The following is a 17142-nucleotide window of genomic DNA, read 5'->3' on the forward strand; positions in this document are numbered from 1 at the left end:
AAATCTAATGCGGTCTACTTGGGAACGGCAGTGCTGAGTTGCAAGGCATGGAGCACCCCGCCCATGCGCCCGCCAAGCGCTTCGTAGACCATCTTGTGCTGCTGTACGCGGTTCTTGCCGGCAAATTGCGGTGCAGTTACCTTGGCAGACCAGTGATCGTTGTCGCCCGCAAGGTCAGTCATCTCGACCTCAGCGCCGGGCAGAGCTTCCTTGATCGCTTGCGTAATTTCATCTGCGCTCATCGGCATCGCGAGCAAACTCCTGCCTGGATCAGCTTTCGCTCATATACTGACGCCGCGCTTCAACCGCGCATTCGTCGAGCTTTGCACGGATGTCAGCCTCGGACACGTCGGCATCGGCTGCTGTCAGATCGCCAAGCAGTTTGCGGATGACGTCTTCATCGCCGGCTTCTTCAAAGTCCGCTTGCACAACCGCCTTCTTGTAAGCGTCTGTCTCTTCCTCGGTGAGGTTCATCAAGCCCGCAGCCCATTCGCCAAGCAAGCGATTGCGGCGCGCCGCCACTTTGAAGGCGGTTTCTTCATCCATTGCGAATTTGGCTTCTTCAGCGCGTTCGCGGTCCTTGAAATCGGTCATAGCGTGTGTCCCCTCAGGAGTGTCTCTCAAACAGTAAAGTAGGGTGCGTGTGCCCTTGCGACAAGCACGATTGGCAGGTTTGAACTCAATCCATCGTTACGACGAGCTTGCCGACAGCCTGACGGCTCTCAAGCTTCGCAATCGCATCACCGCCTCGCTCCAAAGGGAAAGTCTCCGACACAAGCGGATCGATCTTGCCGTCCTGCATAAGCTGAAACAGCTCTTTGACCTGTGCCACGAATTTCTGCGGCTCGCGCGCTGTGAACGCGCCCCAAAACACGCCGCAAATGTCGCAGCTCTTGAGCAGAGTGAGATTGAGCGGCATCTTTGCAATGCCTGCCGGGAAGCCAACAACCAAGAAGCGGCCTTCCCAGGCGATCGAGCGGAGCGCAGGCTCGGAATACTGCCCTCCGACAATGTCGTAGACGATGTCCGCGCCATTCGGCCCGCATGCGGCTTTGAACGCATTGGCGAGCTCTTTCGAGGCCGCCTTGTCCATCTCGCCCTTGGGATAGATTACGACATCATCAGCGCCCGCTTTCCTCGCGACTTCTCCCTTTTCTTCAGAAGATACCGCTGCGACAACACGCGCACCGAACGCCTTGGCAAGTTCGACTGCAGACAGGCCAACACCACCCGCAGCACCCAGGACCAGCACAACATCGCCTTCCTTGATGTGTCCGCGGTCTTTCAAGCCATGGATCGTGGTGCCGTATGTCATCAGTAGCGAGGCGGCTTTCTCGAATGGCACGCCGTCAGGTACAGGGAACATGCGTCCAGCAGGAACCACGACTTTTTCCGCAAGCCCGCCATGACCGATGCCCGCCATTACGCGGTCGCCAACCGAATAACCTTCAACGCCTTCGCCTATAGCTTCGACAACACCGGCGAGTTCGCCGCCGGGCGCGAAAGGTCGCTCAGGCTTGAACTGATAGAGATCGCGAATGATCAGCGTGTCCGGGAAATTGATCGCACACGCCTTCACGTCGACCAGCACTTCGCCTTTGCCGGGGCTGGGTACGTCAACGTCATCCAGCGTGAGCGTTTCAGGGCCGCCTATGCCATGCGTGCGAAGGGCTTTCATTGGTCTCTTTCTCCCGGGTATTCTTGTGTCTTGCGCGGGCAATCAGGCCGCAATATTCGTCCCATGTGCGATCCATGGCATGGCGCCAGCACGCTTGCTCTCGAACTGGCCAATCGTGGCATCGCTTTGCAGCGTGATGCCCACTTCATCCAGACCATTCATCAAGCAATGCTTACGGAAGGGATCGACTTCGAATTCGAAACGATCTTGATACAGCGTTGTCACTGTCTGGCTGTCCAGATCGACAGTGATTTCCTGCTCTTCTGAGGCGACTTCCATCAGACGGTCGATCTGCTCTTGCGGAATAGCGACAGTCAGGATGCCGTTCTTGAAGGCGTTGCCTGAGAAGATGTCGGAGAAGCTTGGCGCGATAACGGCCTTGATACCCATGTCTTTGATCGCCCACGCGGCATGTTCGCGGCTGGAGCCGCAGCCGAAATTATCGCCTGCAATCAGGATCGGGCTTCCCGAATAGCGCGGATCGTCAAACACATTGCCGTCTTGCGCGCGAACGCTTTCAAACGCGCCTTTGCCGAGCCCCTCGCGGGTAATGGTCTTCAGCCATTCCGCAGAGATGATCACATCGGTGTCGACATTCTTCGCGCCGAACGGATAGGCTTTGCCTGCGATAGTGGACACGGCATCCATCAGTCAGTCTCCGGTTGTTCGCCGGAAGGAATCTTGCCCGGCTGGGTCGGCGTATTCTTAGCGTCTTTCTTGCGCTTGCCCGCGTAGAGCAAGGCCGCAGCGATGGCCGCAGAGCCGATGGCTCCGGCAGCGATGGCAGCTTTTGATTTCTTCGTCATGACTGTCTCATGGGGTTGGGGGTGGGGGATGACAAGCGCTTTCGCGCTCTATGTCGGGGCCGGTGCGGCAGAAGGCGTCGCCGGTTCATCGTCAGCGACGGTCCCGCACTTCATGCAAAAACGGAAGAACGCCATTTTGCGCGTATCGCAGCTTGAGCAATGATCGAAGAGCGTCATGCCGCAGTGAACACAGAAATTGGTCTCTGTGCCTTCCATTTTGGCGATCGGGCGGTCGCACCCAGGGCATACGCTTGATGACATCTTCTTGAACGCTTCATCATGCGAGACGAGCTTGCGGCGCTCTTCTTCAGCCTTTTGTTCGACCTCTTGCCGGTTCGCGAGATATTGCCGCATGTTCTTGATGAGAAAATGCCCGGCGGCAAATGTCAGTATGATCCCCACGCCATAGCGGATGTACCCGCCATAGCTCGGCAGATATGGGACGAGCTCGACAAAGAACACGAATACCGCTGCGAGCACAAACCCGCGAGAGATCGGCCAGTATTCACCTTTGCGGCGTTTGACGATCAGATAGGCGGCGAAGGCCAGCATTGGCAGAGTGATCAGTAATCGCAGGCCGAAAATTCGCAATTCCTGCCAGAATTGCGCTTGCTCGTATGCTGGAATGCCAGTCAGCTCGGCATCGGAAATTCGGTCATAGAGGGCGTTCGAGCGCTGATCGAGCTGTGTCCGCTCAGTCTCCAGCTCACTGATTGAACTCTGCACTGAGCGCTCGTTTTGCTGTAGCTGCTCTAGCTCGCGCGTCCTGCGGATGACTTCAGGGTCCTGCGTCGGATCGGTCGTCGCTGTCCGCGTTTGTATCCAGGCTTCGAAGGTTTCCTTAGCTGACTGTGCTTCTGAAGCAGCCTGATTGCGCTGGATGCGCAGCAAATCGAGCCGGTCATTCAACGCATCGCTTTGTTGTTGAACATCGCGCAATTCACCGCGCAGCTCTGTGACCTCGGCGCTCTCTACGTAGTCGCTGCGCTCGATCCGGTCTTCGACTTGCGGTAGATCGCCAATCACCAGATTTCCGAAGCCGATAAGGAAACCTGCAAAGATGATCGAGACGAGCCAAAGCACGCCCTTGTAAAGCCGCTCAGGGACTCTGATCCCTTTCATGACATCCATAATTCCACCCTCTCCATCTGCTCACGCTTGTGCCTTACTTCGCACAGGCGTGGCAAGGCTCTGCGACGAAGGATCAGGAGAATTCCCGTACGTCAGCGAGCTTCCCTGCAACAGCAGCAGCTGCGGCCATGGCGGGCGAGACGAGATGGGTTCGTGCTCCGGGGCCTTGACGACCGACGAAATTGCGGTTGCTGGTTGATGCGCAGCGCTCTCCGGGCGGGACTTTGTCAGGGTTCATACCGAGACACGCGGAGCAGCCCGGTTCGCGCCATTCGAAGCCGGCTTCAGTAAAGACTTTGTCCAAGCCTTCTTCCTCGGCCTGCATTTTCACAAGACCTGAACCCGGCACGACAATTGCCCATTTGACGTTTTCAGCTTTCTTGCGGCCTTCGAGAACCTTGGCCGCTGCACGGAGGTCTTCGATCCGACTGTTAGTGCAGCTGCCGATGAAGACGTTCTCGACTGCCACATCCTGCATCCGCTGCCCAGGAGTGAGACCCATATATTCAAGGCTTTTCGCAGCGGCTGCCTGCTTGGAAGCATCGGTGAAGCTTGCAGGGTCTGGCACGACACCACCGATCGCCACGACGTCTTCTGGGCTGGTGCCCCATGTCACACTAGGCTCTACATCAGCTGCGTTGATTACAACGCTCTTAGCGAAGGTCGCACCGTCATCGGTTCTGAGCGTGCGCCAATAGGCGACCGCATCGTCCCATTCCGCGCCTTTGGGCGACATCGGACGCCCCTTGAGGTAGTTGAACACCGTATCATCAGGCGCGATCAAACCAGCGCGCGCACCCGCTTCGATGCTCATATTGCAGACCGTCAACCGCTCTTCGACGCTCATCGCTTCGAAGACTGCGCCGCGATATTCGATCACGTGGCCCGTACCGCCTGCGGTTCCGACGACGCCGATGATGTGAAGGATCAGGTCCTTCGCGCTCACGCCGGTCAGCAGCATACCTTCAACTCGTACTTCCATCGGCTTCGAGCGCTTCAAAAGCAGTGTCTGCGTTGCCAGCACATGCTCGACTTCGCTGGTGCCGAGGCCAAAGGCGAGTGCGCCCAGGCCGCCATGGCTCGCCGTGTGAGAATCGCCGCAAACGATTGTCGTACCGGGCAGCGAGAAGCCCTGCTCTGGACCAACAACGTGGACGATGCCTTGCGCTGCGGCCGTCGCATCGATGTATTTGACGCCAAATTCCGGCGCGTTCCTTTCCAGCGCGGCGAGCTGCTGTGCACTCATCGGGTCAGCAATGGGGATTTTGTTGCCATCCGCATCGAGCCGCGGTGTTGTCGGTAGATTGTGGTCAGGCACCGCCAGCGTCAGTTCCGGGCGACGGACCTTGCGGCCTGTCTGGCGCAGAGATTCAAATGCCTGAGCGCTCGTCACTTCATGCACAAGATGGCGGTCGATGTAGAGAATACTCGTGCCATCATCGCGCAGCTCGACTTCGTGCGCGTCCCAGATCTTGTCATACAGCGTACGGGGGGCAGTGCTCATCTTGGTATTCCTATCCGTTTGCGGAGCCGATTAGCGGCGATTGCGCAACACTTGCAAGATATGGCGTGACTACCTGACGATCAGTCATGGATTTTTCATCTTGATATGCTTAACTGACAATCATGTCAGCAGTGCCATTCACCTTTCCGATCCGAGTCCTGCCAGAAGATATCGACTTCATGGGGCATGTGAACAACGCGCGATACTTGAATTGGGTTCAGGACGCGGTGCTCGCGCATTGGAACAAGCTTGCCCCGGCAGAGGAAGTCGCAAGCAAGGCGTGGGTCGCTCTGAAGCACGAGATCACCTATCGTAAGCCTGCTTTCCTTGAAGACGATGTCATCGCGCAAACTGTGCTCGACCATTTCAAAGGCGCACGGGCCTTCTACACGACTGTGATTCGGCGCGGTGAAGACGTGCTTGCGGAAGTCAAATCAAGCTGGTGCTGCATTGACGCGGAAACATTGCGGCCCGCGCGCATTGGCGAACATATGAGAGACTTCTTCTTTCCTGACAGCGAATAGCCTATAGACGCCCCCGTCATGAGTATTCTTGTGCCTCTTCTGATTATCATTGTGACTGTGCTCGCGATGGAGATGGTCGCCTGGTCGAGCCATAAGTATATTATGCATGGTTGGGGCTGGGCATGGCACCGCGACCATCACGAGCCGCACGACAATCTGCTTGAGAAGAACGACCTTTATGGCGTTGTTGGCGCGGTCATGAGCATTTCCTGCTTCATGTGGGGTAGCCCTGTGGTGGTGGGCGAATGGGCGTGGATCCCGGCGACTTACATTGGCATCGGCATCCTCATCTATGGCATCATCTACACGCTGATCCATGACGGGCTGGTGCATCAGCGCTATTTCCGCTGGGTCCCGAAGAAGGGCTATGCCAAGCGGCTGGTCCAATCGCACAAGCTGCACCATGCGACGATCGGCAAGGAAGGCGGCGTGAGCTTCGGCTTTCTGTTCGCGCGCGATCCAGCCAAGCTCAAAGCGGAGCTGAAGAAGCAGCGCGAGGCAGGGATAGCTGTGGTTCGCGAGAGCGTGGGCGCTTAGCCAAACCTCCATCTTCACTGGCTCGGTATAGGCATGTTGGATACGCATGTTACACAGTCCTGGGAGCAAGAACTCCGGGCAATCAGCGTAAGATAATTTCCTGCAATTTCGCGCCGCACATGAGCACGATTTGCGAGTTTTACGGAAAGATCGACGAAGTCAAAGAGCGCTGGCGGGTTTAGCCCGATGCGCGAATTTAGGAAATGTGAGCTTGTTGTATCCAGTATTGGCGCCGATACCTTCAATTGCGGACGTTCAACGTGGATATGTTAGTAGCTGCGGCACCGCGCTTCGGGAGGTCAAATGAAACACGTATGTCTTCTTGGTGGTACATTGCTGCTTGTAACTTGCGCGGAAGAACAGCCTTCTGATCCTGCCACAATCAAGTCCGAAGTTGATGCAGCGTTGTCCGCCTATGCCGATGCAATCAATAACGGCGATCTAGAATCGGTTGCCGCGCTCTATGACGATGATCCCGATTTTCACTGGATTGATCAGGGGGCATTGCAATACAACTCCGCAGATGATGCCAAAAAGTCGCTGAGCGCCCTTGCTTCACAAGGTACACTGCCAACAATCATCATGCAAAAGCCGCTAATCGCTGATCTTGGTGAGCGAGCCGCTATCGCATCCGTGCAGTACCGTTTCGATATGCGCGATCCAGAAGGCAACGAACTCTTCGGCTGGGAAGGCTGGATGACGCTTGGATTTGTCCGGCGAGAGGAAGGTTGGAAGATTGCCTCTGGTCAGGCGGGACCGTCTGAAAGCGCGATCGGCGAGAATTAGTCTCGTTTATTCATTCCGCGTCCAGATCCACGGGCCGACCAGCACCAGGATCGCAATGGAGATCCATGCCCATGGAAAGCCGAGCGTCAGGTAAGTGAACGCAACGCCTGCACTCATCCCGCCGATTGCCATATATTTGGCGCAGCGCGGGATCGCGCGCCGCTCATACCAGTCGCGCACTTGTGGCCCCCAATGCGGGTGGTCGAGGATTCTCTGCTCCCATGTGCGATTGCTCCGCGCAAAGCAGAATACCGCCACCAGCAGGAAAGGCACTGTCGGAACGATGGGCAGGAACGCGCCTGCCGCCGCCAGTCCTGTCGCGATGATGCCCCCCGCCAGATAGAGCGGGCGCATCTCAGCCGGAGCTCGCTTGCGCTGCAGCCGGGTCACTTGCGATGCGTGCGGCATGCTCTTTGACGAGCGCAATCATATTCGGGACGCCTTGCGTGCGGTTCGATGAGAGCTGGTTCTTCAAGTCAAACGGTGCGAGCGCTTCAGTGATGTCCATGCTGGCAACTTCGCTGGCCGGCTTGTCCTGCACCGCTGCGATAACGAGGGCCACGATACCTTTGGTGATGGCCGCATTGCTGTCTGCAAGGAAGTGCAGCTGGCTTGTGTCACCGGTTGGATAGACCCACACACTGGCAGAGCACCCGCGCACCAGCGTTGCGTCGGTTTTCAAGGGGTCAGGCATATCGTCGAGCTCGCGGCCCAGCTCGATCAGCAGGCGATAACGCTCATCGCCTTCAAGGAATTCATATTCTTCAGCTATGTCGGAAAGGGATCGCATGTCAGCGCATCTAAGCGCTTTCGCTCACAAATCCACCCCGCTCGCGATGGCTTCGAGCTTTTTGATGCGTTCTTTGAGGTCTGCAATCTCGATCCGCGCAGCACTGGCGCCAACTCCGCCTTCAATCTCTGCGGGCGTGTTGTCGAGTTCGCGCTGCTTCAAGCCAAGCCACCCTTGCCAGGCGCGCAGCATGGCGAAAGCGGTGACACACAATCCGACCAGACAGGTCGCAGCGATCATGACGGCGGGGTCCAACATATCCCTGGTGCTCCTTCTTACCTCAAACTTGCAGGGTTTAGGCCTGCTTGTTTTCTTCCTTCAGACTTTCAATTTCTGCAGCAATGCGCCGGGCTTCGACGGCTTCGCTTGAATTCGTATCAGTGGCGATCCGCTCGAGAACTTGAATGCGCTCGCGCAGTTCCGTGACTTCGCTTTCCAACTCCTGTTCGCGCTGGCTGGGCAGTTCCTGTGCACGGCGATCGATTTCCTTCTGTGCACGCTTGCGGCGGCCCAGCACGCCGGAGACCGCCATGATGAGGACAATCAAAACGACAGCCGTTGCCCAACTCACGAAGTTTTCTCCCGGCCAGTTGTCAGCTGTTCGATGTCCTGCATGTCACGCAGCGCTTCGATCTGGCCTGCAAGGTTGACGTCCTTGTCCGTGACAATCCGTTCCAGCACGCGGACACGCTCTTCCAACGCGTCCTGACGGTCGGAAGAAACAGAACCTCGCTTGCTCGCTCGGTTCTCTTCCATCCACTTCTTGTGGTCGAGCGCCTTGCTGACGATCCGGTTCGCTGTGAAGCCGAGGATCACAAGAACGGTCGTTACAAAAGTGAAGATCAGGACGAGTTCACTATCCATCAGTTGACGCCTTTCTCATCACGCAGACGATCGATTTCGCTGGTCAGTTGGTATCCGCTGTCCGTCACGATCCGTTCGACATTGGAAAGGCGGTCCTTCATTGAGCCAAGCTCTGCGCGCAGTTCAGCGTTTTCTTGCGTCAGCAGCGTGACCCGCTGCTTCGCTTCGGCGTCATCGCGCGGGTAGACTGCCTTGCCCCAGCTGTTTTCCAGCGGGTAGCCATTATTGACGCGCATCCAGGTATTGAAAACCCAGGCTCCGGCAAACGCGATGCCGACGACGGACAGCAATTCAACTGTGATGAGCTCATTCATGGCTTAAGCGTGGTCCTTGCGTTCGATGTTGAGGGGTACGCCTGCGTTTGCAGAACGTGTTGGCTTGTCACGTAGCGCTTCGATTTCTTCCGACAGTGAATAACCGCGATCCGTTACAATGCGTTCAAGCACTGCCATGCGGTCCTGGACATGCTCAAGCTGATCCTTGAGTTCGCTGTTTTCGGCGCGCAGCGTCTCCACTTCAGCGCTGTCGCCGCGTTTCGACTTGCCGCCCCACTCATCTTCCAGCTCGTAGCCATGTTTGGCGCGGATCCAATTATTGATGAGCCAGCCGCCATAGCTGACCGCAATGATGGCGAGGATAAAGCTGGGGCCTTGCATCCAATCCATTATGCGCGCTCCTTATTTTCAATAATGAGGGGAGTGCCACTGCCGGTTTCGCGATCTGGTGCGGGTAATTCTCGTGCTGGAATATCTCTCAGTGCTTCAATCTGTTCGGACACGTCATAGCCTTTGTCGGTCACGATCCTCTCGAGGACGCGGACGCGCTCTTCCAGTGCCATCTTTTCCATTGCGATCGTTGCAGTCTTGTTCGCGCCGCGTTCTTCAGCAAGGGCCAATCGCAAGTGATTGAATTTGTCCCTTGTGATCAAATAGCCAGCGGCGAGTGCGCCTGTGATTGGCACTGCAAATAGGAGGAATTCCAGCAGGTCGCCCATTATGCGCGCTCCTTCCGCTCCATTTCGAGCGGGACGCCGCTGCCCATTTGCTCGTCCACGCGGCGTTCGTCGCGCAACGCTTCGATTTGCGTGGCCACGTCATAGCCTTTGTCGGTCACGATCCGTTCAAGCACGCGGACCCGGTCTTCGAGCGCCTGTACCTTGGTCGCATATTGCGCAGCTTTTTCTGCAGTGTGTTCAGCGGTCGCATCGACTTGCAAGCGTGCGACTTTCTCTTTGTGTTTCAGAAAGATCGCGACAATCGGAATTGTGCATCCAAATACAATTCCGAGAATGGGGATCATAATCGGATCCATTGTGAAGTCCCTCCAAATTCAGTTCTGATCAGCGGAGTCGCTCGATCTCGGCGGACAGGCGCGGATTACTGCTCACATAGTGATGCTCGACATTGGCAAGCCGGCGATCAACATCACGGAAGCGTGCACGAATTTCGCGGGCCGAGCGCTGCGGGCTCTGGCGAACACGCTGCCAGTACTGCTGCTCTTCGGCATCCTTGTAGAGATGCGGCGGCTTCTTATTGAGGATGATCCCGGCAATGAAGTAGGCGGGGATCGACCAGCCGCCGGTCGCGAAGATCGAGAAGAACGCACCCAGACGCACCCAGAATGTGCTGACGCCGGTGTAGTCTGCGATACCGGAGCAAACTCCCATAAGCTTCGCATTGGCCTTGTCGCGATAAAGCGTAGTGCGGGGGGAATTCATCGGTTCGCTCCTTTCTTGTCGGCGAGCAAACGATCAAGCTCGCGCAATTGCTGGTTATCGGTTTCCTGGTCAGCCTGAAGCCGCTTCATTTCGAAGTCGGGATTGTCGGCAGCCACGAGGCGTTCGACGGTATCCATGCGATCATCCAGGCGACGGGCAAGCTGATAAAGCTCGTCCAGCAGCACTTCGTCGTCGGTGGTGATTGTCGCGGCAGTTTTCCACTTGGTCATGTAGTGCATGACCAGCCAGGGAAGCCCGATAAATAGAAGAGCGACAACTAGGACTGGTTCGAGTTCCATGACTTAACCTTTCTTCTCGGCGCCATCTTTGCCCAGCGCCTTTTTCATCTGTTCCAATTCATCATCGATCGCGTCTGCGCCTTCCAGCGCTGCAATCTCATCTGACAAGCTTGGCTTGCCGGACTGATCTGCAATCGAAAGGGCTTCTGCGCGGCCTTCAGCGTAATCGACCCGGCGTTCCATCTGGTCGAAGCGAGCAAGCGCTTCGTCCGTGCGTTCCGTGCTCATCAGCGTGCGAAGTTTGACGCGGTTTTCCGCGCTTTCGAGGCGAGCTGCGATCTGCGTCTGGCGGCTGCGTGCTTCGCGTAGGCGATGCTGCAGCTTCTGAATGTCGTCTTCATAAGCGCGCAAGGCATCGTCCAGCACAGCGATTTCCTGCTTGAGCTGGTCAGCCATGTCTGCGGCTTTCTTGCGCTCGACCAGTGCGGCCCGCGCGAGATCCTCGCGATCCTTGGAGAGCGCAAGCTGTGCTTTCTCGCCCCAGTCAGCCTGAAGCCGGTCCAGCTTGACTGTGTGGCGGTGCATTTCCTTCTGGTCAGCGATCGTGCGAGCGGCCGATGCGCGAACTTCCACCAGCGTCTCTTCCATCTCGAGGATGATCATGCGGATCATCTTTGACGGGTCATCCGCCTTGTCGAGCATGTCATTGAAGTTGGCAGCGATAATATCGCGGGTACGGCTGAAAATGCCCATGAAGGCTACTCCATCAAGTAAACTGTTGCTGCTTGCGCTGTCGCGCAGGCGTTCGCGCGGAGTTTGCGTCGGAGTGGGGCTGCGACGCAAGCGTTCAATTTCCGCATCCAGGCGCGAGATACGTTGGCGGTCGGAACCGCTGTCTGAAGAGGTTTGGGCCGGAGCATCGATGTCGAGACTGGATTCAACATCGAGAGGATTGCTCTTATGGGGGACTGAGCGCTCCGGCCCGTTAGAGGATCCTTCGGGGGACCTCTTGGGGGACTTCGTAGTAGATTTCGGGTTTTCCTTGCTCATGCCAGTTCCACAGCGATCACAGGATCGGCTGTTTCATCCGCAGCCATGGCAAGTGTCGGAGCAAACTGCATCTGCGTTGCCAGTGCCACAAACAGCACCATCGCGCTGACGCTCGCCAGAGAGGCGTGTCCGAGCTTGGTCTGGAAGAAGCTTTGGTCGTACATTGCTGTGTTACTCCGTTGGTGTTTGTTTACATATTAGCAAGGGGTGTGCCAAACCGGAATAACATTTATAAAACAACAACTTGGCGGAAATACGCATTTCAAGGATTGGTTTGTATTGCCAAGCATTGGGAATTTTCACTATAGGTTGGGGTGATGGAGCGCGAAAACCAGTTTATTGGCCAATCCGGAGCCTTTCTCGATGCGGTGGAGCGCGCTTCCAGAGCGGCCCCGATGTCGCGTCCGGTCCTTGTCATTGGCGAGCGTGGGACAGGCAAGGAACTCATCGCAGAGCGACTTCACCGTCTGTCCACCCGCTGGGACGAGCCGCTGGTGACAATGAACTGTGCGGCGCTTCCCGAGACATTGATCGAGTCCGAATTATTCGGTCACGAAGCAGGGGCTTTTACTGGCGCTACCAAATCACGCGCGGGAAGGTTTGAAGAAGCCGACAAAGGCACGTTATTTCTCGACGAACTGGGCACTTTGTCGATGGGTGCGCAAGAGCGCCTGCTGCGCGCGGTTGAATATGGCGAAGTGACGCGCATCGGCTCTTCGCGTCCTATCCGGGTGGATGTGCGCATCGTTGCTGCGACCAACGACGATTTGCCAGCGCTGGCCGCAAGCGGCGAGTTTCGCGCAGACTTGCTTGATCGGCTTAGCTTTGAAGTCATTACTTTGCCCCCGCTAAGGGTACGCGAAGGTGATATTTACGTGCTGGCTGAATATTTTGGACGCCGCATGGCAGCCGAGCTCGATTGGCACGACTGGCCAGGCTTTGCGCCGCTTATTGCCAAGCAATTCGAGGATTATGCTTGGCCCGGCAATGTTCGTGAGCTGCGCAACGTTGTCGAGCGGGCGGTCTATCGCTGGGATGATCCCAATACCCCAATTGCGCATGTGCAGTTTGACCCGTTTGACAGTCCGTGGAAGCCGTTCATGCCGGAACATCGCAAGGCGCTGCATACAGGTTCCACTGGAGAGGCGGCTACGGCAGCCAGCGCGGCTCACACCGCGCAAGCAGCACCTGCAGTCGATCTTGACCATGTCGATGATTTGCGGGGCGCAGTCGAAGCACATGAGCGCATGATTGTAGAGCACACGCTCGGCAAGCACCGCTGGAACCAGCGTCAGACCGCGAAAGCGCTGGGTCTGACTTATGACCAGCTACGCCACTGCATCAAAAAGCATGGATTGATGCAGGAAGAAGGCTGAGAGTTGCTTCAGTTCTGACGTTACCCCCGTGATAAACCCCTAGGGTAAGCGAGCGACCGCGTTAGTCATACCCGTGCCATGCCCGGTCTTGTTATGACTGGGCTATCCAATCGTTCAGCTCGAGCGCCCTTGTTTGGCCTCTCGAGCGGGCCTGCCATGGGGCCTCGGAACCAGCCAGCGAGCGAACCAGTGACGCTGGGGCGACGCGGAGCTGCGCGCGCGCGTTTGGCTTTGCCGGGACGAATGGTCACCTTCGACGGTACGACATCATGTATGATCCTCGACGTCTCGCAGACAGGCGCGCAGATTGGCTGTGACGAGCCGCCACGTGTCGGCGCGATGGCTGTGATCGAATTCCCGCCAATTGAGTTCTTCGGCAATGTTGCATGGGCGCTGGATACCCGTTTCGGGATGCATTTCGATGAACCGCTGGACCAAGAGATGGTTATCGAGCTGCGCCGTCAGGCTGACTCATATGATCGCTCTGAACGCCGCCACTTGCTGAAGATGGCAGAGGAATTCGTTACAGGCCGTGCCAAATAGATTATCCGCGCTTTAATCACTCTCGAGCTACAGCAATCTGCAGGGGCAGGGTAGAGTACGTGATATGGGCAAGAAGCTGCTTGGCTGCGGATGTTTAGGGCTGCTGCTGATCGGCGGGGCGCTAGCCTATTTCGTGACGCAAACCGAAAGCGGCCAATGGCTTGGTGCGCTTATTCTCCTATATGGCGGCATCATCGTTGGCGGTGCAGTGATGCACGATACTGTTCCGGGTGTGATTACGGAAGTGAAGCGGATCGAAAACCCCACAGCTATTCAAGCGGGCAGTATCCGCTTCCGCTATGAAGATGCGTCCGGCACCACGCGGACAGGCTTTCGGCGTGTGATGTATTCCACCTCCAAGTTCGAAGCTCTGGACGTAGGAGACGAGATTGCCGTTTGGGTGTGCAAAAGCGATCCTGCAATTGTGAAGCTGGTCGGCTATGGCACGCACGAGCCGGATCAATGCCCTTCATCCAATACAGAAGAAGAGCTTAGCGCAAACTAGCCCTTGCGTAACGGCGGGGACGCGCCTATCTGCAAGCCATCCCGACATTGTCGTGACAAAGAAAGGATGCTGGCGCCGCAAGGGGCCGGCCCCGAACCGCTTTGCAAGATGACGCGGTTAGAACCGGAGATAGTGCGAGACAGATGGCAGATATTGCGCGACTGATAGAGATCATCGAGCCAGAGGCGAAGGCCTTGGGCTTTGATCTCGTGCGCGTAAAGATGATGCCCTCTGAAGCTGGCGATGGCGGCATGGCTCTGCAGATCATGGCGGAGGATCCGGCAACGGGCCAGCTGGTGATCGAGCAATGCGCAGCGCTCTCGCGAGCAGTGTCCGCTGCAATGGATAAAGCCGAGGAAGGTGGCGAAGAGCTGATCGAAGGCGCTTACCATCTGGAAGTAAGCTCGCCCGGTATCGACCGCCCGCTTACCCGCGCGAAGGACTTTGCCGATTGGGCAGGCCACGAAGCGAAGGTCGCTATGGTCAAAGGCTTTGACGGTCCTCGCACCATTCGCGGCGAGCTGATTGGGATAGATGGCGAAACCGTTACAATCGCCGACAATAAAGCGGGAGAGGTTGCTTTCCCGCTTGAAGCCATTCACAGCGCGAAGCTCGTCCTGACCGACGCGCTGATCGCTGCAACACAGCCGCTCGACACCACTGGTGCCGAAGACATAGTAGAAGACCCGGAAACGGACGAAGAAGAGAAGGCTTGAACAACTGATGGCCAGTGCAATTTCCGCCAACAAGGCAGAGCTGCTTGCGATCGCGAACGCGGTTGCTTCGGAAAAGATGATCGATAAGGCGATCGTCATCGAAGCGATGGAAGAGGCGATCCAGAAGAGCGCGCGCAACCGTTATGGCGCAGAGAATGACATTCGCGCAAAGCTCGACCCGCAAACGGGCGACCTGCGCTTGTGGCGTGTCGTGGAAGTGGTTGAAGAAGTCGAAGACTATTTCAAGCAAGTCGATCTGAAAGCGGCACAAAAGCTGGAAGCTGATGCCAAGATCGGTGACTTCATCGTTGACCCGCTGCCGCCGGTTGATCTTGGCCGTATCGATGCGCAGAGCGCCAAGCAGGTCATCTTCCAGAAGGTCCGCGACGCTGAGCGTGAGCGTCAGTTCGAAGAGTTCAAGGATCGCGCCGGCGAAGTGATCACTGGCGTCATCAAGTCGGTCGAATTCGGTCATGTGATCGTCAATCTCGGCCGCGCAGAAGGCGTCATCCGCCGCGACCAGCAGATCCCGCGTGAAGCGGCTCGCGTTGGCGAGCGTGTTCGCGCGCTCATCACTAAGGTCGAGCGTAACAATCGCGGCCCACAGATTTTCCTAAGCCGTGGCCATCCTGACTTCATGCGCAAGCTATTCGCGCAGGAAGTGCCGGAGATTTACGACGGCATTATCGAGATCAAGGCCGCTGCCCGCGATCCGGGAAGCCGCGCGAAGATCGGCGTCATCAGCCATGACAGCAGCATCGACCCGGTCGGCGCCTGCGTCGGTATGAAGGGCTCTCGCGTGCAGGCCGTGGTGCAGGAATTGCAAGGCGAGAAGATCGACATCATTCCGTGGTCGGAAGAGACCGCAACATTCGTCGTGAACGCATTGCAGCCCGCCACTGTCGCGCGCGTTGTGCTCGACGAGGAAGAAAATCGCATCGAAGTCGTCGTCCCTGACGATCAGCTTTCGCTTGCGATTGGTCGCCGCGGCCAGAACGTGCGTCTCGCCAGCCAGCTCACCGGTCACCAGATCGACATCATGACCGAGGAAGAGGCGAGCGAGAAGCGTTCGAAGGAATTCGCAGCGCGCTCGAAGATGTTCGAAGAGGAACTTGACGTCGACGAAACGCTCTCGCAACTGCTGGTTGCTGAAGGCTTCGCAGAACTTGAAGAAGTCGCCTATGTCGAGCTTGAAGAGCTCGCATCTATCGAAGGCTTCGATGAAGAACTCGGCGAAGAGCTGCAGAACCGCGCTAAGGAAGCGCTTGACCGTCAGGAAGAAGCGCACCGCACGGCTCGCCGGGAACTGGGTGTAGAGGACGATCTCGCCGAGCTCCCGCATCTGACTGAAGCCATGCTGGTCACGCTGGGACAGGGCGGCATCAAGACGCTGGATGATCTGGCGGACCTTGCGACCGACGAGCTCATCCAGAAGAAGCGGGCCGCACCGCGCCGCCGTAACAATGCGGACGGTCCACCGATGCGTCGTCCTTCGCAGCGTCAGGAAGATGTTGGTGGTGTCTTGGGCGAATATGGCCTGACCGAAGAGCAAGGCAACGAGATCATCATGGCCGCTCGTGCGCACTGGTTCGACGACGAAGATTCGTCCGAGCCCGACACTCAGGAGGCCGCCGATGCGGACTCCACCCAATGAGCGCGTAAGCTCCGACATCGTTGACGCGTCGCGGCCCAGCAAGTCTGAGCCAGAACGCCGCTGCATCCTTTCCGGGGAGACGCATCCGCGGGCGAGCTTGCTGCGGCTCGCGATATCGCCTGATGGCCTTGTGCTTCCTGATCCAAACGCCAAGGCCCCCGGTCGCGGCTCTTGGCTCGGCGTGGATCGACGGGCCCTTGAAGACGCGCTTGCGAAGGGCCAACTTAAGGGCGCTTTGGCGCGCGCATTCAAAGGTGCCGCGCTGAGCATCCCTGATGATCTGACAGAGCGGATCCAAGCGGCTTTGCAGCGCAATCTCACGGACCGACTGGGTCTGGAGATGCGCAGCGGACAGGTCGTCTTGGGCTCTCAGCGGATCGCTGAACAAGCACGGCAAGGACGTGTTGCGCTGCTGATGCATGCCTCTGACAGCAGCGAGGACGGGCGCAAGAAGCTCGACCAGGCTTGGCGCGTCGGGTGTGATAAGGAGGGCACGGGCGCGCGCGGAATTGTCTTACCACTGGACCGGGCGGCTTTGTCTGTGGCATTGGGCCGCGAGAATGTCGTCCATCTCGGGATCGGAGAGGCGGCAGCCGCGCTGCGGGTCCAACAGGCATTAGCGCGCCTGCTTAACTATTTGGGTTCGGAAGAACCGATTGAAATCGATGGCGTTTCGCAAGACAGCGGGATTGCCGGGCGACATGAATTGAATGCGTGAAGGA

The 17142-nt window shown here is 57.4% G+C and carries 29 protein-coding genes; 9 read left to right on the top strand and 20 right to left on the bottom strand.

Annotation, left to right across the window (positions count from 1 at the left end):
- Nucleotides 1-14: 14 nt before the first annotated feature.
- From HUO12_RS00615 to leuC, 7 genes are all read right to left on the bottom strand, one after another.
- Nucleotides 15-248, bottom strand: coding sequence for a BolA/IbaG family iron-sulfur metabolism protein (locus HUO12_RS00615; RefSeq protein WP_176271764.1), 234 nt, complete (start codon nucleotides 246-248; stop codon nucleotides 15-17).
- Nucleotides 249-270: 22 nt separating this feature from the next.
- Nucleotides 271-594, bottom strand: a complete 324-nt coding sequence (locus HUO12_RS00620) for a DUF1476 domain-containing protein (protein WP_176271765.1) — start codon at nucleotides 592-594, stop codon at nucleotides 271-273.
- Between the two features lie 85 nt (nucleotides 595-679).
- On the bottom strand, nucleotides 680-1678 hold the full coding sequence (locus HUO12_RS00625) for an NADPH:quinone oxidoreductase family protein (RefSeq protein WP_176271766.1): 999 nt from the start codon (nucleotides 1676-1678) through the stop codon (nucleotides 680-682).
- 42 nt (nucleotides 1679-1720) lie between these two features.
- Nucleotides 1721-2326 (bottom strand): 3-isopropylmalate dehydratase small subunit, encoded by a 606-nt coding sequence (gene leuD / locus HUO12_RS00630; protein WP_176271767.1) that lies wholly within the window; start codon nucleotides 2324-2326, stop codon nucleotides 1721-1723.
- Nucleotides 2326-2484 (bottom strand): isopropylmalate isomerase, encoded by a 159-nt coding sequence (locus HUO12_RS00635; protein WP_176271768.1) that lies wholly within the window; start codon nucleotides 2482-2484, stop codon nucleotides 2326-2328. The genes leuD and HUO12_RS00635 overlap by 1 nt, the downstream gene beginning before the upstream one ends.
- 48 nt (nucleotides 2485-2532) lie before the next feature.
- The gene (locus HUO12_RS00640; protein ID WP_176271769.1) at nucleotides 2533-3615 is read right to left on the bottom strand and encodes a zinc ribbon domain-containing protein; all 1083 of its coding nucleotides are present in this window, start codon (nucleotides 3613-3615) and stop codon (nucleotides 2533-2535) included.
- Between the two features lie 73 nt (nucleotides 3616-3688).
- Entirely contained in the window at nucleotides 3689-5119 is a 1431-nt protein-coding gene (gene leuC, locus HUO12_RS00645; RefSeq protein ID WP_176271770.1) for a 3-isopropylmalate dehydratase large subunit, read from the bottom strand.
- A gap of 122 nt (nucleotides 5120-5241) precedes the next feature.
- On the opposite strand from leuC, the gene HUO12_RS00650 reads away from it, so the two are divergent.
- From HUO12_RS00650 to HUO12_RS00660, 3 genes are all read left to right on the top strand, one after another.
- On the top strand, nucleotides 5242-5643 hold the full coding sequence (locus HUO12_RS00650; protein WP_176271771.1) for an acyl-CoA thioesterase: 402 nt from the start codon (nucleotides 5242-5244) through the stop codon (nucleotides 5641-5643).
- Nucleotides 5644-5661: 18 nt separating this feature from the next.
- The gene (locus HUO12_RS00655) at nucleotides 5662-6180 is read left to right on the top strand and encodes a sterol desaturase family protein (RefSeq protein WP_176271772.1); all 519 of its coding nucleotides are present in this window, start codon (nucleotides 5662-5664) and stop codon (nucleotides 6178-6180) included.
- A 303-nt stretch (nucleotides 6181-6483) separates the two neighbouring features.
- Nucleotides 6484-6966, top strand: a complete 483-nt coding sequence (locus tag HUO12_RS00660; protein ID WP_176271773.1) for a YybH family protein — start codon at nucleotides 6484-6486, stop codon at nucleotides 6964-6966.
- A gap of 6 nt (nucleotides 6967-6972) precedes the next feature.
- Here HUO12_RS00660 and HUO12_RS00665 read toward each other — a convergent pair whose 3' ends face one another.
- Genes HUO12_RS00665 through HUO12_RS00725 form a run of 13 tightly spaced genes read right to left on the bottom strand, consistent with a single transcriptional unit; the run spans nucleotide 6973 to nucleotide 11790 of the window.
- Nucleotides 6973-7356 (bottom strand): YbaN family protein, encoded by a 384-nt coding sequence (locus HUO12_RS00665; protein ID WP_332310353.1) that lies wholly within the window; start codon nucleotides 7354-7356, stop codon nucleotides 6973-6975.
- Nucleotides 7322-7756: a SufE family protein gene (locus tag HUO12_RS00670; protein ID WP_176271774.1), complete on the bottom strand. Its 435-nt coding sequence runs from the start codon at nucleotides 7754-7756 to the stop codon at nucleotides 7322-7324. Before HUO12_RS00670 ends, HUO12_RS00665 begins: the two co-directional genes overlap by 35 nt.
- A 24-nt stretch (nucleotides 7757-7780) precedes the next feature.
- Nucleotides 7781-8014 carry a hypothetical protein gene (locus tag HUO12_RS00675; RefSeq protein ID WP_176271775.1) on the bottom strand — a complete coding sequence of 78 codons (234 nt, stop codon included), beginning with the start codon at nucleotides 8012-8014 and terminating at the stop codon, nucleotides 7781-7783.
- A 37-nt stretch (nucleotides 8015-8051) separates the two neighbouring features.
- Complete coding sequence (locus HUO12_RS00680) at nucleotides 8052-8327, bottom strand: hypothetical protein (RefSeq protein WP_176271776.1); 276 nt, start codon at nucleotides 8325-8327, stop codon at nucleotides 8052-8054.
- Nucleotides 8324-8620 carry a hypothetical protein gene (locus HUO12_RS00685; RefSeq protein WP_176271777.1) on the bottom strand — a complete coding sequence of 99 codons (297 nt, stop codon included), beginning with the start codon at nucleotides 8618-8620 and terminating at the stop codon, nucleotides 8324-8326. Before HUO12_RS00685 ends, HUO12_RS00680 begins: the two co-directional genes overlap by 4 nt.
- Nucleotides 8620-8934, bottom strand: coding sequence for a hypothetical protein (locus HUO12_RS00690; RefSeq protein WP_176271778.1), 315 nt, complete (start codon nucleotides 8932-8934; stop codon nucleotides 8620-8622). Before HUO12_RS00690 ends, HUO12_RS00685 begins: the two co-directional genes overlap by 1 nt.
- A gap of 3 nt (nucleotides 8935-8937) precedes the next feature.
- Entirely contained in the window at nucleotides 8938-9285 is a 348-nt protein-coding gene (locus HUO12_RS00695) for a hypothetical protein (protein WP_176271779.1), read from the bottom strand.
- The gene (locus tag HUO12_RS00700) at nucleotides 9285-9614 is read right to left on the bottom strand and encodes a hypothetical protein (protein WP_232367264.1); all 330 of its coding nucleotides are present in this window, start codon (nucleotides 9612-9614) and stop codon (nucleotides 9285-9287) included. The genes HUO12_RS00695 and HUO12_RS00700 overlap by 1 nt, the downstream gene beginning before the upstream one ends.
- On the bottom strand, nucleotides 9614-9931 hold the full coding sequence (locus tag HUO12_RS00705; RefSeq protein WP_232367265.1) for a hypothetical protein: 318 nt from the start codon (nucleotides 9929-9931) through the stop codon (nucleotides 9614-9616). Before HUO12_RS00705 ends, HUO12_RS00700 begins: the two co-directional genes overlap by 1 nt.
- Before the next feature lie 28 nt (nucleotides 9932-9959).
- A complete protein-coding gene (gene pspC, locus HUO12_RS00710; RefSeq protein ID WP_176271780.1) occupies nucleotides 9960-10337 on the bottom strand; it encodes an envelope stress response membrane protein PspC in 378 nt (125 codons plus the stop codon).
- Nucleotides 10334-10636, bottom strand: coding sequence for an envelope stress response membrane protein PspB (gene pspB / locus HUO12_RS00715; protein WP_176271781.1), 303 nt, complete (start codon nucleotides 10634-10636; stop codon nucleotides 10334-10336). Before pspB ends, pspC begins: the two co-directional genes overlap by 4 nt.
- Nucleotides 10637-10639: 3 nt before the next feature.
- On the bottom strand, nucleotides 10640-11626 hold the full coding sequence (gene pspA / locus HUO12_RS00720) for a phage shock protein PspA (RefSeq protein ID WP_408609436.1): 987 nt from the start codon (nucleotides 11624-11626) through the stop codon (nucleotides 10640-10642).
- Nucleotides 11623-11790, bottom strand: coding sequence for a hypothetical protein (locus HUO12_RS00725; RefSeq protein WP_176271783.1), 168 nt, complete (start codon nucleotides 11788-11790; stop codon nucleotides 11623-11625). The genes pspA and HUO12_RS00725 overlap by 4 nt, the downstream gene beginning before the upstream one ends.
- A gap of 153 nt (nucleotides 11791-11943) precedes the next feature.
- Between HUO12_RS00725 and pspF the strand changes: the two genes are divergently transcribed.
- From pspF to HUO12_RS00755, 6 genes are all read left to right on the top strand, one after another.
- Nucleotides 11944-13002 (top strand): phage shock protein operon transcriptional activator, encoded by a 1059-nt coding sequence (gene pspF / locus HUO12_RS00730; protein WP_176271784.1) that lies wholly within the window; start codon nucleotides 11944-11946, stop codon nucleotides 13000-13002.
- Nucleotides 13003-13158: 156 nt separating this feature from the next.
- Nucleotides 13159-13545 (top strand): PilZ domain-containing protein, encoded by a 387-nt coding sequence (locus HUO12_RS00735; protein ID WP_176271785.1) that lies wholly within the window; start codon nucleotides 13159-13161, stop codon nucleotides 13543-13545.
- A gap of 64 nt (nucleotides 13546-13609) precedes the next feature.
- Nucleotides 13610-14050 (top strand): hypothetical protein, encoded by a 441-nt coding sequence (locus HUO12_RS00740; RefSeq protein ID WP_176271786.1) that lies wholly within the window; start codon nucleotides 13610-13612, stop codon nucleotides 14048-14050.
- A 143-nt stretch (nucleotides 14051-14193) separates the two neighbouring features.
- On the top strand, nucleotides 14194-14766 hold the full coding sequence (gene rimP, locus HUO12_RS00745) for a ribosome maturation protein RimP (RefSeq protein WP_176271787.1): 573 nt from the start codon (nucleotides 14194-14196) through the stop codon (nucleotides 14764-14766).
- Nucleotides 14767-14773: 7 nt separating this feature from the next.
- On the top strand, nucleotides 14774-16420 hold the full coding sequence (gene nusA / locus HUO12_RS00750) for a transcription termination factor NusA (protein ID WP_176271788.1): 1647 nt from the start codon (nucleotides 14774-14776) through the stop codon (nucleotides 16418-16420).
- The gene (locus HUO12_RS00755) at nucleotides 16401-17138 is read left to right on the top strand and encodes a DUF448 domain-containing protein (RefSeq protein WP_176271789.1); all 738 of its coding nucleotides are present in this window, start codon (nucleotides 16401-16403) and stop codon (nucleotides 17136-17138) included. Before nusA ends, HUO12_RS00755 begins: the two co-directional genes overlap by 20 nt.
- Nucleotides 17139-17142 lie beyond the last annotated feature (4 nt).

This window comes from Altererythrobacter lutimaris, from assembly GCF_013371495.1.
Lineage (GTDB): Bacteria > Pseudomonadota > Alphaproteobacteria > Sphingomonadales > Sphingomonadaceae > Erythrobacter > Erythrobacter lutimaris_A.

Excerpts from the sequence above, each read along its gene's own strand:
- HUO12_RS00615 (WP_176271764.1), bottom strand. The coding sequence starts at position 248 with ATGCCGATGAGCGCAGATGAAATTACGCAAGCGATCAAGGAAGCTCTG.
- HUO12_RS00620 (WP_176271765.1), bottom strand. The coding sequence starts at position 594 with ATGACCGATTTCAAGGACCGCGAACGCGCTGAAGAAGCCAAATTCGCA.
- HUO12_RS00625 (WP_176271766.1), bottom strand. The coding sequence starts at position 1,678 with ATGAAAGCCCTTCGCACGCATGGCATAGGCGGCCCTGAAACGCTCACG.
- leuD (WP_176271767.1), bottom strand. The coding sequence starts at position 2,326 with ATGGATGCCGTGTCCACTATCGCAGGCAAAGCCTATCCGTTCGGCGCG.
- HUO12_RS00635 (WP_176271768.1), bottom strand. The coding sequence starts at position 2,484 with ATGACGAAGAAATCAAAAGCTGCCATCGCTGCCGGAGCCATCGGCTCT.
- HUO12_RS00640 (WP_176271769.1), bottom strand. The coding sequence starts at position 3,615 with ATGGATGTCATGAAAGGGATCAGAGTCCCTGAGCGGCTTTACAAGGGC.
- leuC (WP_176271770.1), bottom strand. The coding sequence starts at position 5,119 with ATGAGCACTGCCCCCCGTACGCTGTATGACAAGATCTGGGACGCGCAC.
- HUO12_RS00650 (WP_176271771.1), top strand. The coding sequence starts at position 5,242 with ATGTCAGCAGTGCCATTCACCTTTCCGATCCGAGTCCTGCCAGAAGAT.
- HUO12_RS00655 (WP_176271772.1), top strand. The coding sequence starts at position 5,662 with ATGAGTATTCTTGTGCCTCTTCTGATTATCATTGTGACTGTGCTCGCG.
- HUO12_RS00660 (WP_176271773.1), top strand. The coding sequence starts at position 6,484 with ATGAAACACGTATGTCTTCTTGGTGGTACATTGCTGCTTGTAACTTGC.
- HUO12_RS00670 (WP_176271774.1), bottom strand. The coding sequence starts at position 7,756 with ATGCGATCCCTTTCCGACATAGCTGAAGAATATGAATTCCTTGAAGGC.
- HUO12_RS00675 (WP_176271775.1), bottom strand. The coding sequence starts at position 8,014 with ATGTTGGACCCCGCCGTCATGATCGCTGCGACCTGTCTGGTCGGATTG.
- HUO12_RS00685 (WP_176271777.1), bottom strand. The coding sequence starts at position 8,620 with ATGGATAGTGAACTCGTCCTGATCTTCACTTTTGTAACGACCGTTCTT.
- HUO12_RS00690 (WP_176271778.1), bottom strand. The coding sequence starts at position 8,934 with ATGAATGAGCTCATCACAGTTGAATTGCTGTCCGTCGTCGGCATCGCG.
- HUO12_RS00695 (WP_176271779.1), bottom strand. The coding sequence starts at position 9,285 with ATGGATTGGATGCAAGGCCCCAGCTTTATCCTCGCCATCATTGCGGTC.
- HUO12_RS00700 (WP_232367264.1), bottom strand. The coding sequence starts at position 9,614 with ATGGGCGACCTGCTGGAATTCCTCCTATTTGCAGTGCCAATCACAGGC.
- HUO12_RS00705 (WP_232367265.1), bottom strand. The coding sequence starts at position 9,931 with ATGGATCCGATTATGATCCCCATTCTCGGAATTGTATTTGGATGCACA.
- pspC (WP_176271780.1), bottom strand. The coding sequence starts at position 10,337 with ATGAATTCCCCCCGCACTACGCTTTATCGCGACAAGGCCAATGCGAAG.
- pspB (WP_176271781.1), bottom strand. The coding sequence starts at position 10,636 with ATGGAACTCGAACCAGTCCTAGTTGTCGCTCTTCTATTTATCGGGCTT.
- pspA (WP_408609436.1), bottom strand. The coding sequence starts at position 11,626 with ATGAGCAAGGAAAACCCGAAATCTACTACGAAGTCCCCCAAGAGGTCC.
- HUO12_RS00725 (WP_176271783.1), bottom strand. The coding sequence starts at position 11,790 with ATGTACGACCAAAGCTTCTTCCAGACCAAGCTCGGACACGCCTCTCTG.
- pspF (WP_176271784.1), top strand. The coding sequence starts at position 11,944 with ATGGAGCGCGAAAACCAGTTTATTGGCCAATCCGGAGCCTTTCTCGAT.
- HUO12_RS00735 (WP_176271785.1), top strand. The coding sequence starts at position 13,159 with ATGGGGCCTCGGAACCAGCCAGCGAGCGAACCAGTGACGCTGGGGCGA.
- HUO12_RS00740 (WP_176271786.1), top strand. The coding sequence starts at position 13,610 with ATGGGCAAGAAGCTGCTTGGCTGCGGATGTTTAGGGCTGCTGCTGATC.
- rimP (WP_176271787.1), top strand. The coding sequence starts at position 14,194 with ATGGCAGATATTGCGCGACTGATAGAGATCATCGAGCCAGAGGCGAAG.
- nusA (WP_176271788.1), top strand. The coding sequence starts at position 14,774 with ATGGCCAGTGCAATTTCCGCCAACAAGGCAGAGCTGCTTGCGATCGCG.
- HUO12_RS00755 (WP_176271789.1), top strand. The coding sequence starts at position 16,401 with ATGCGGACTCCACCCAATGAGCGCGTAAGCTCCGACATCGTTGACGCG.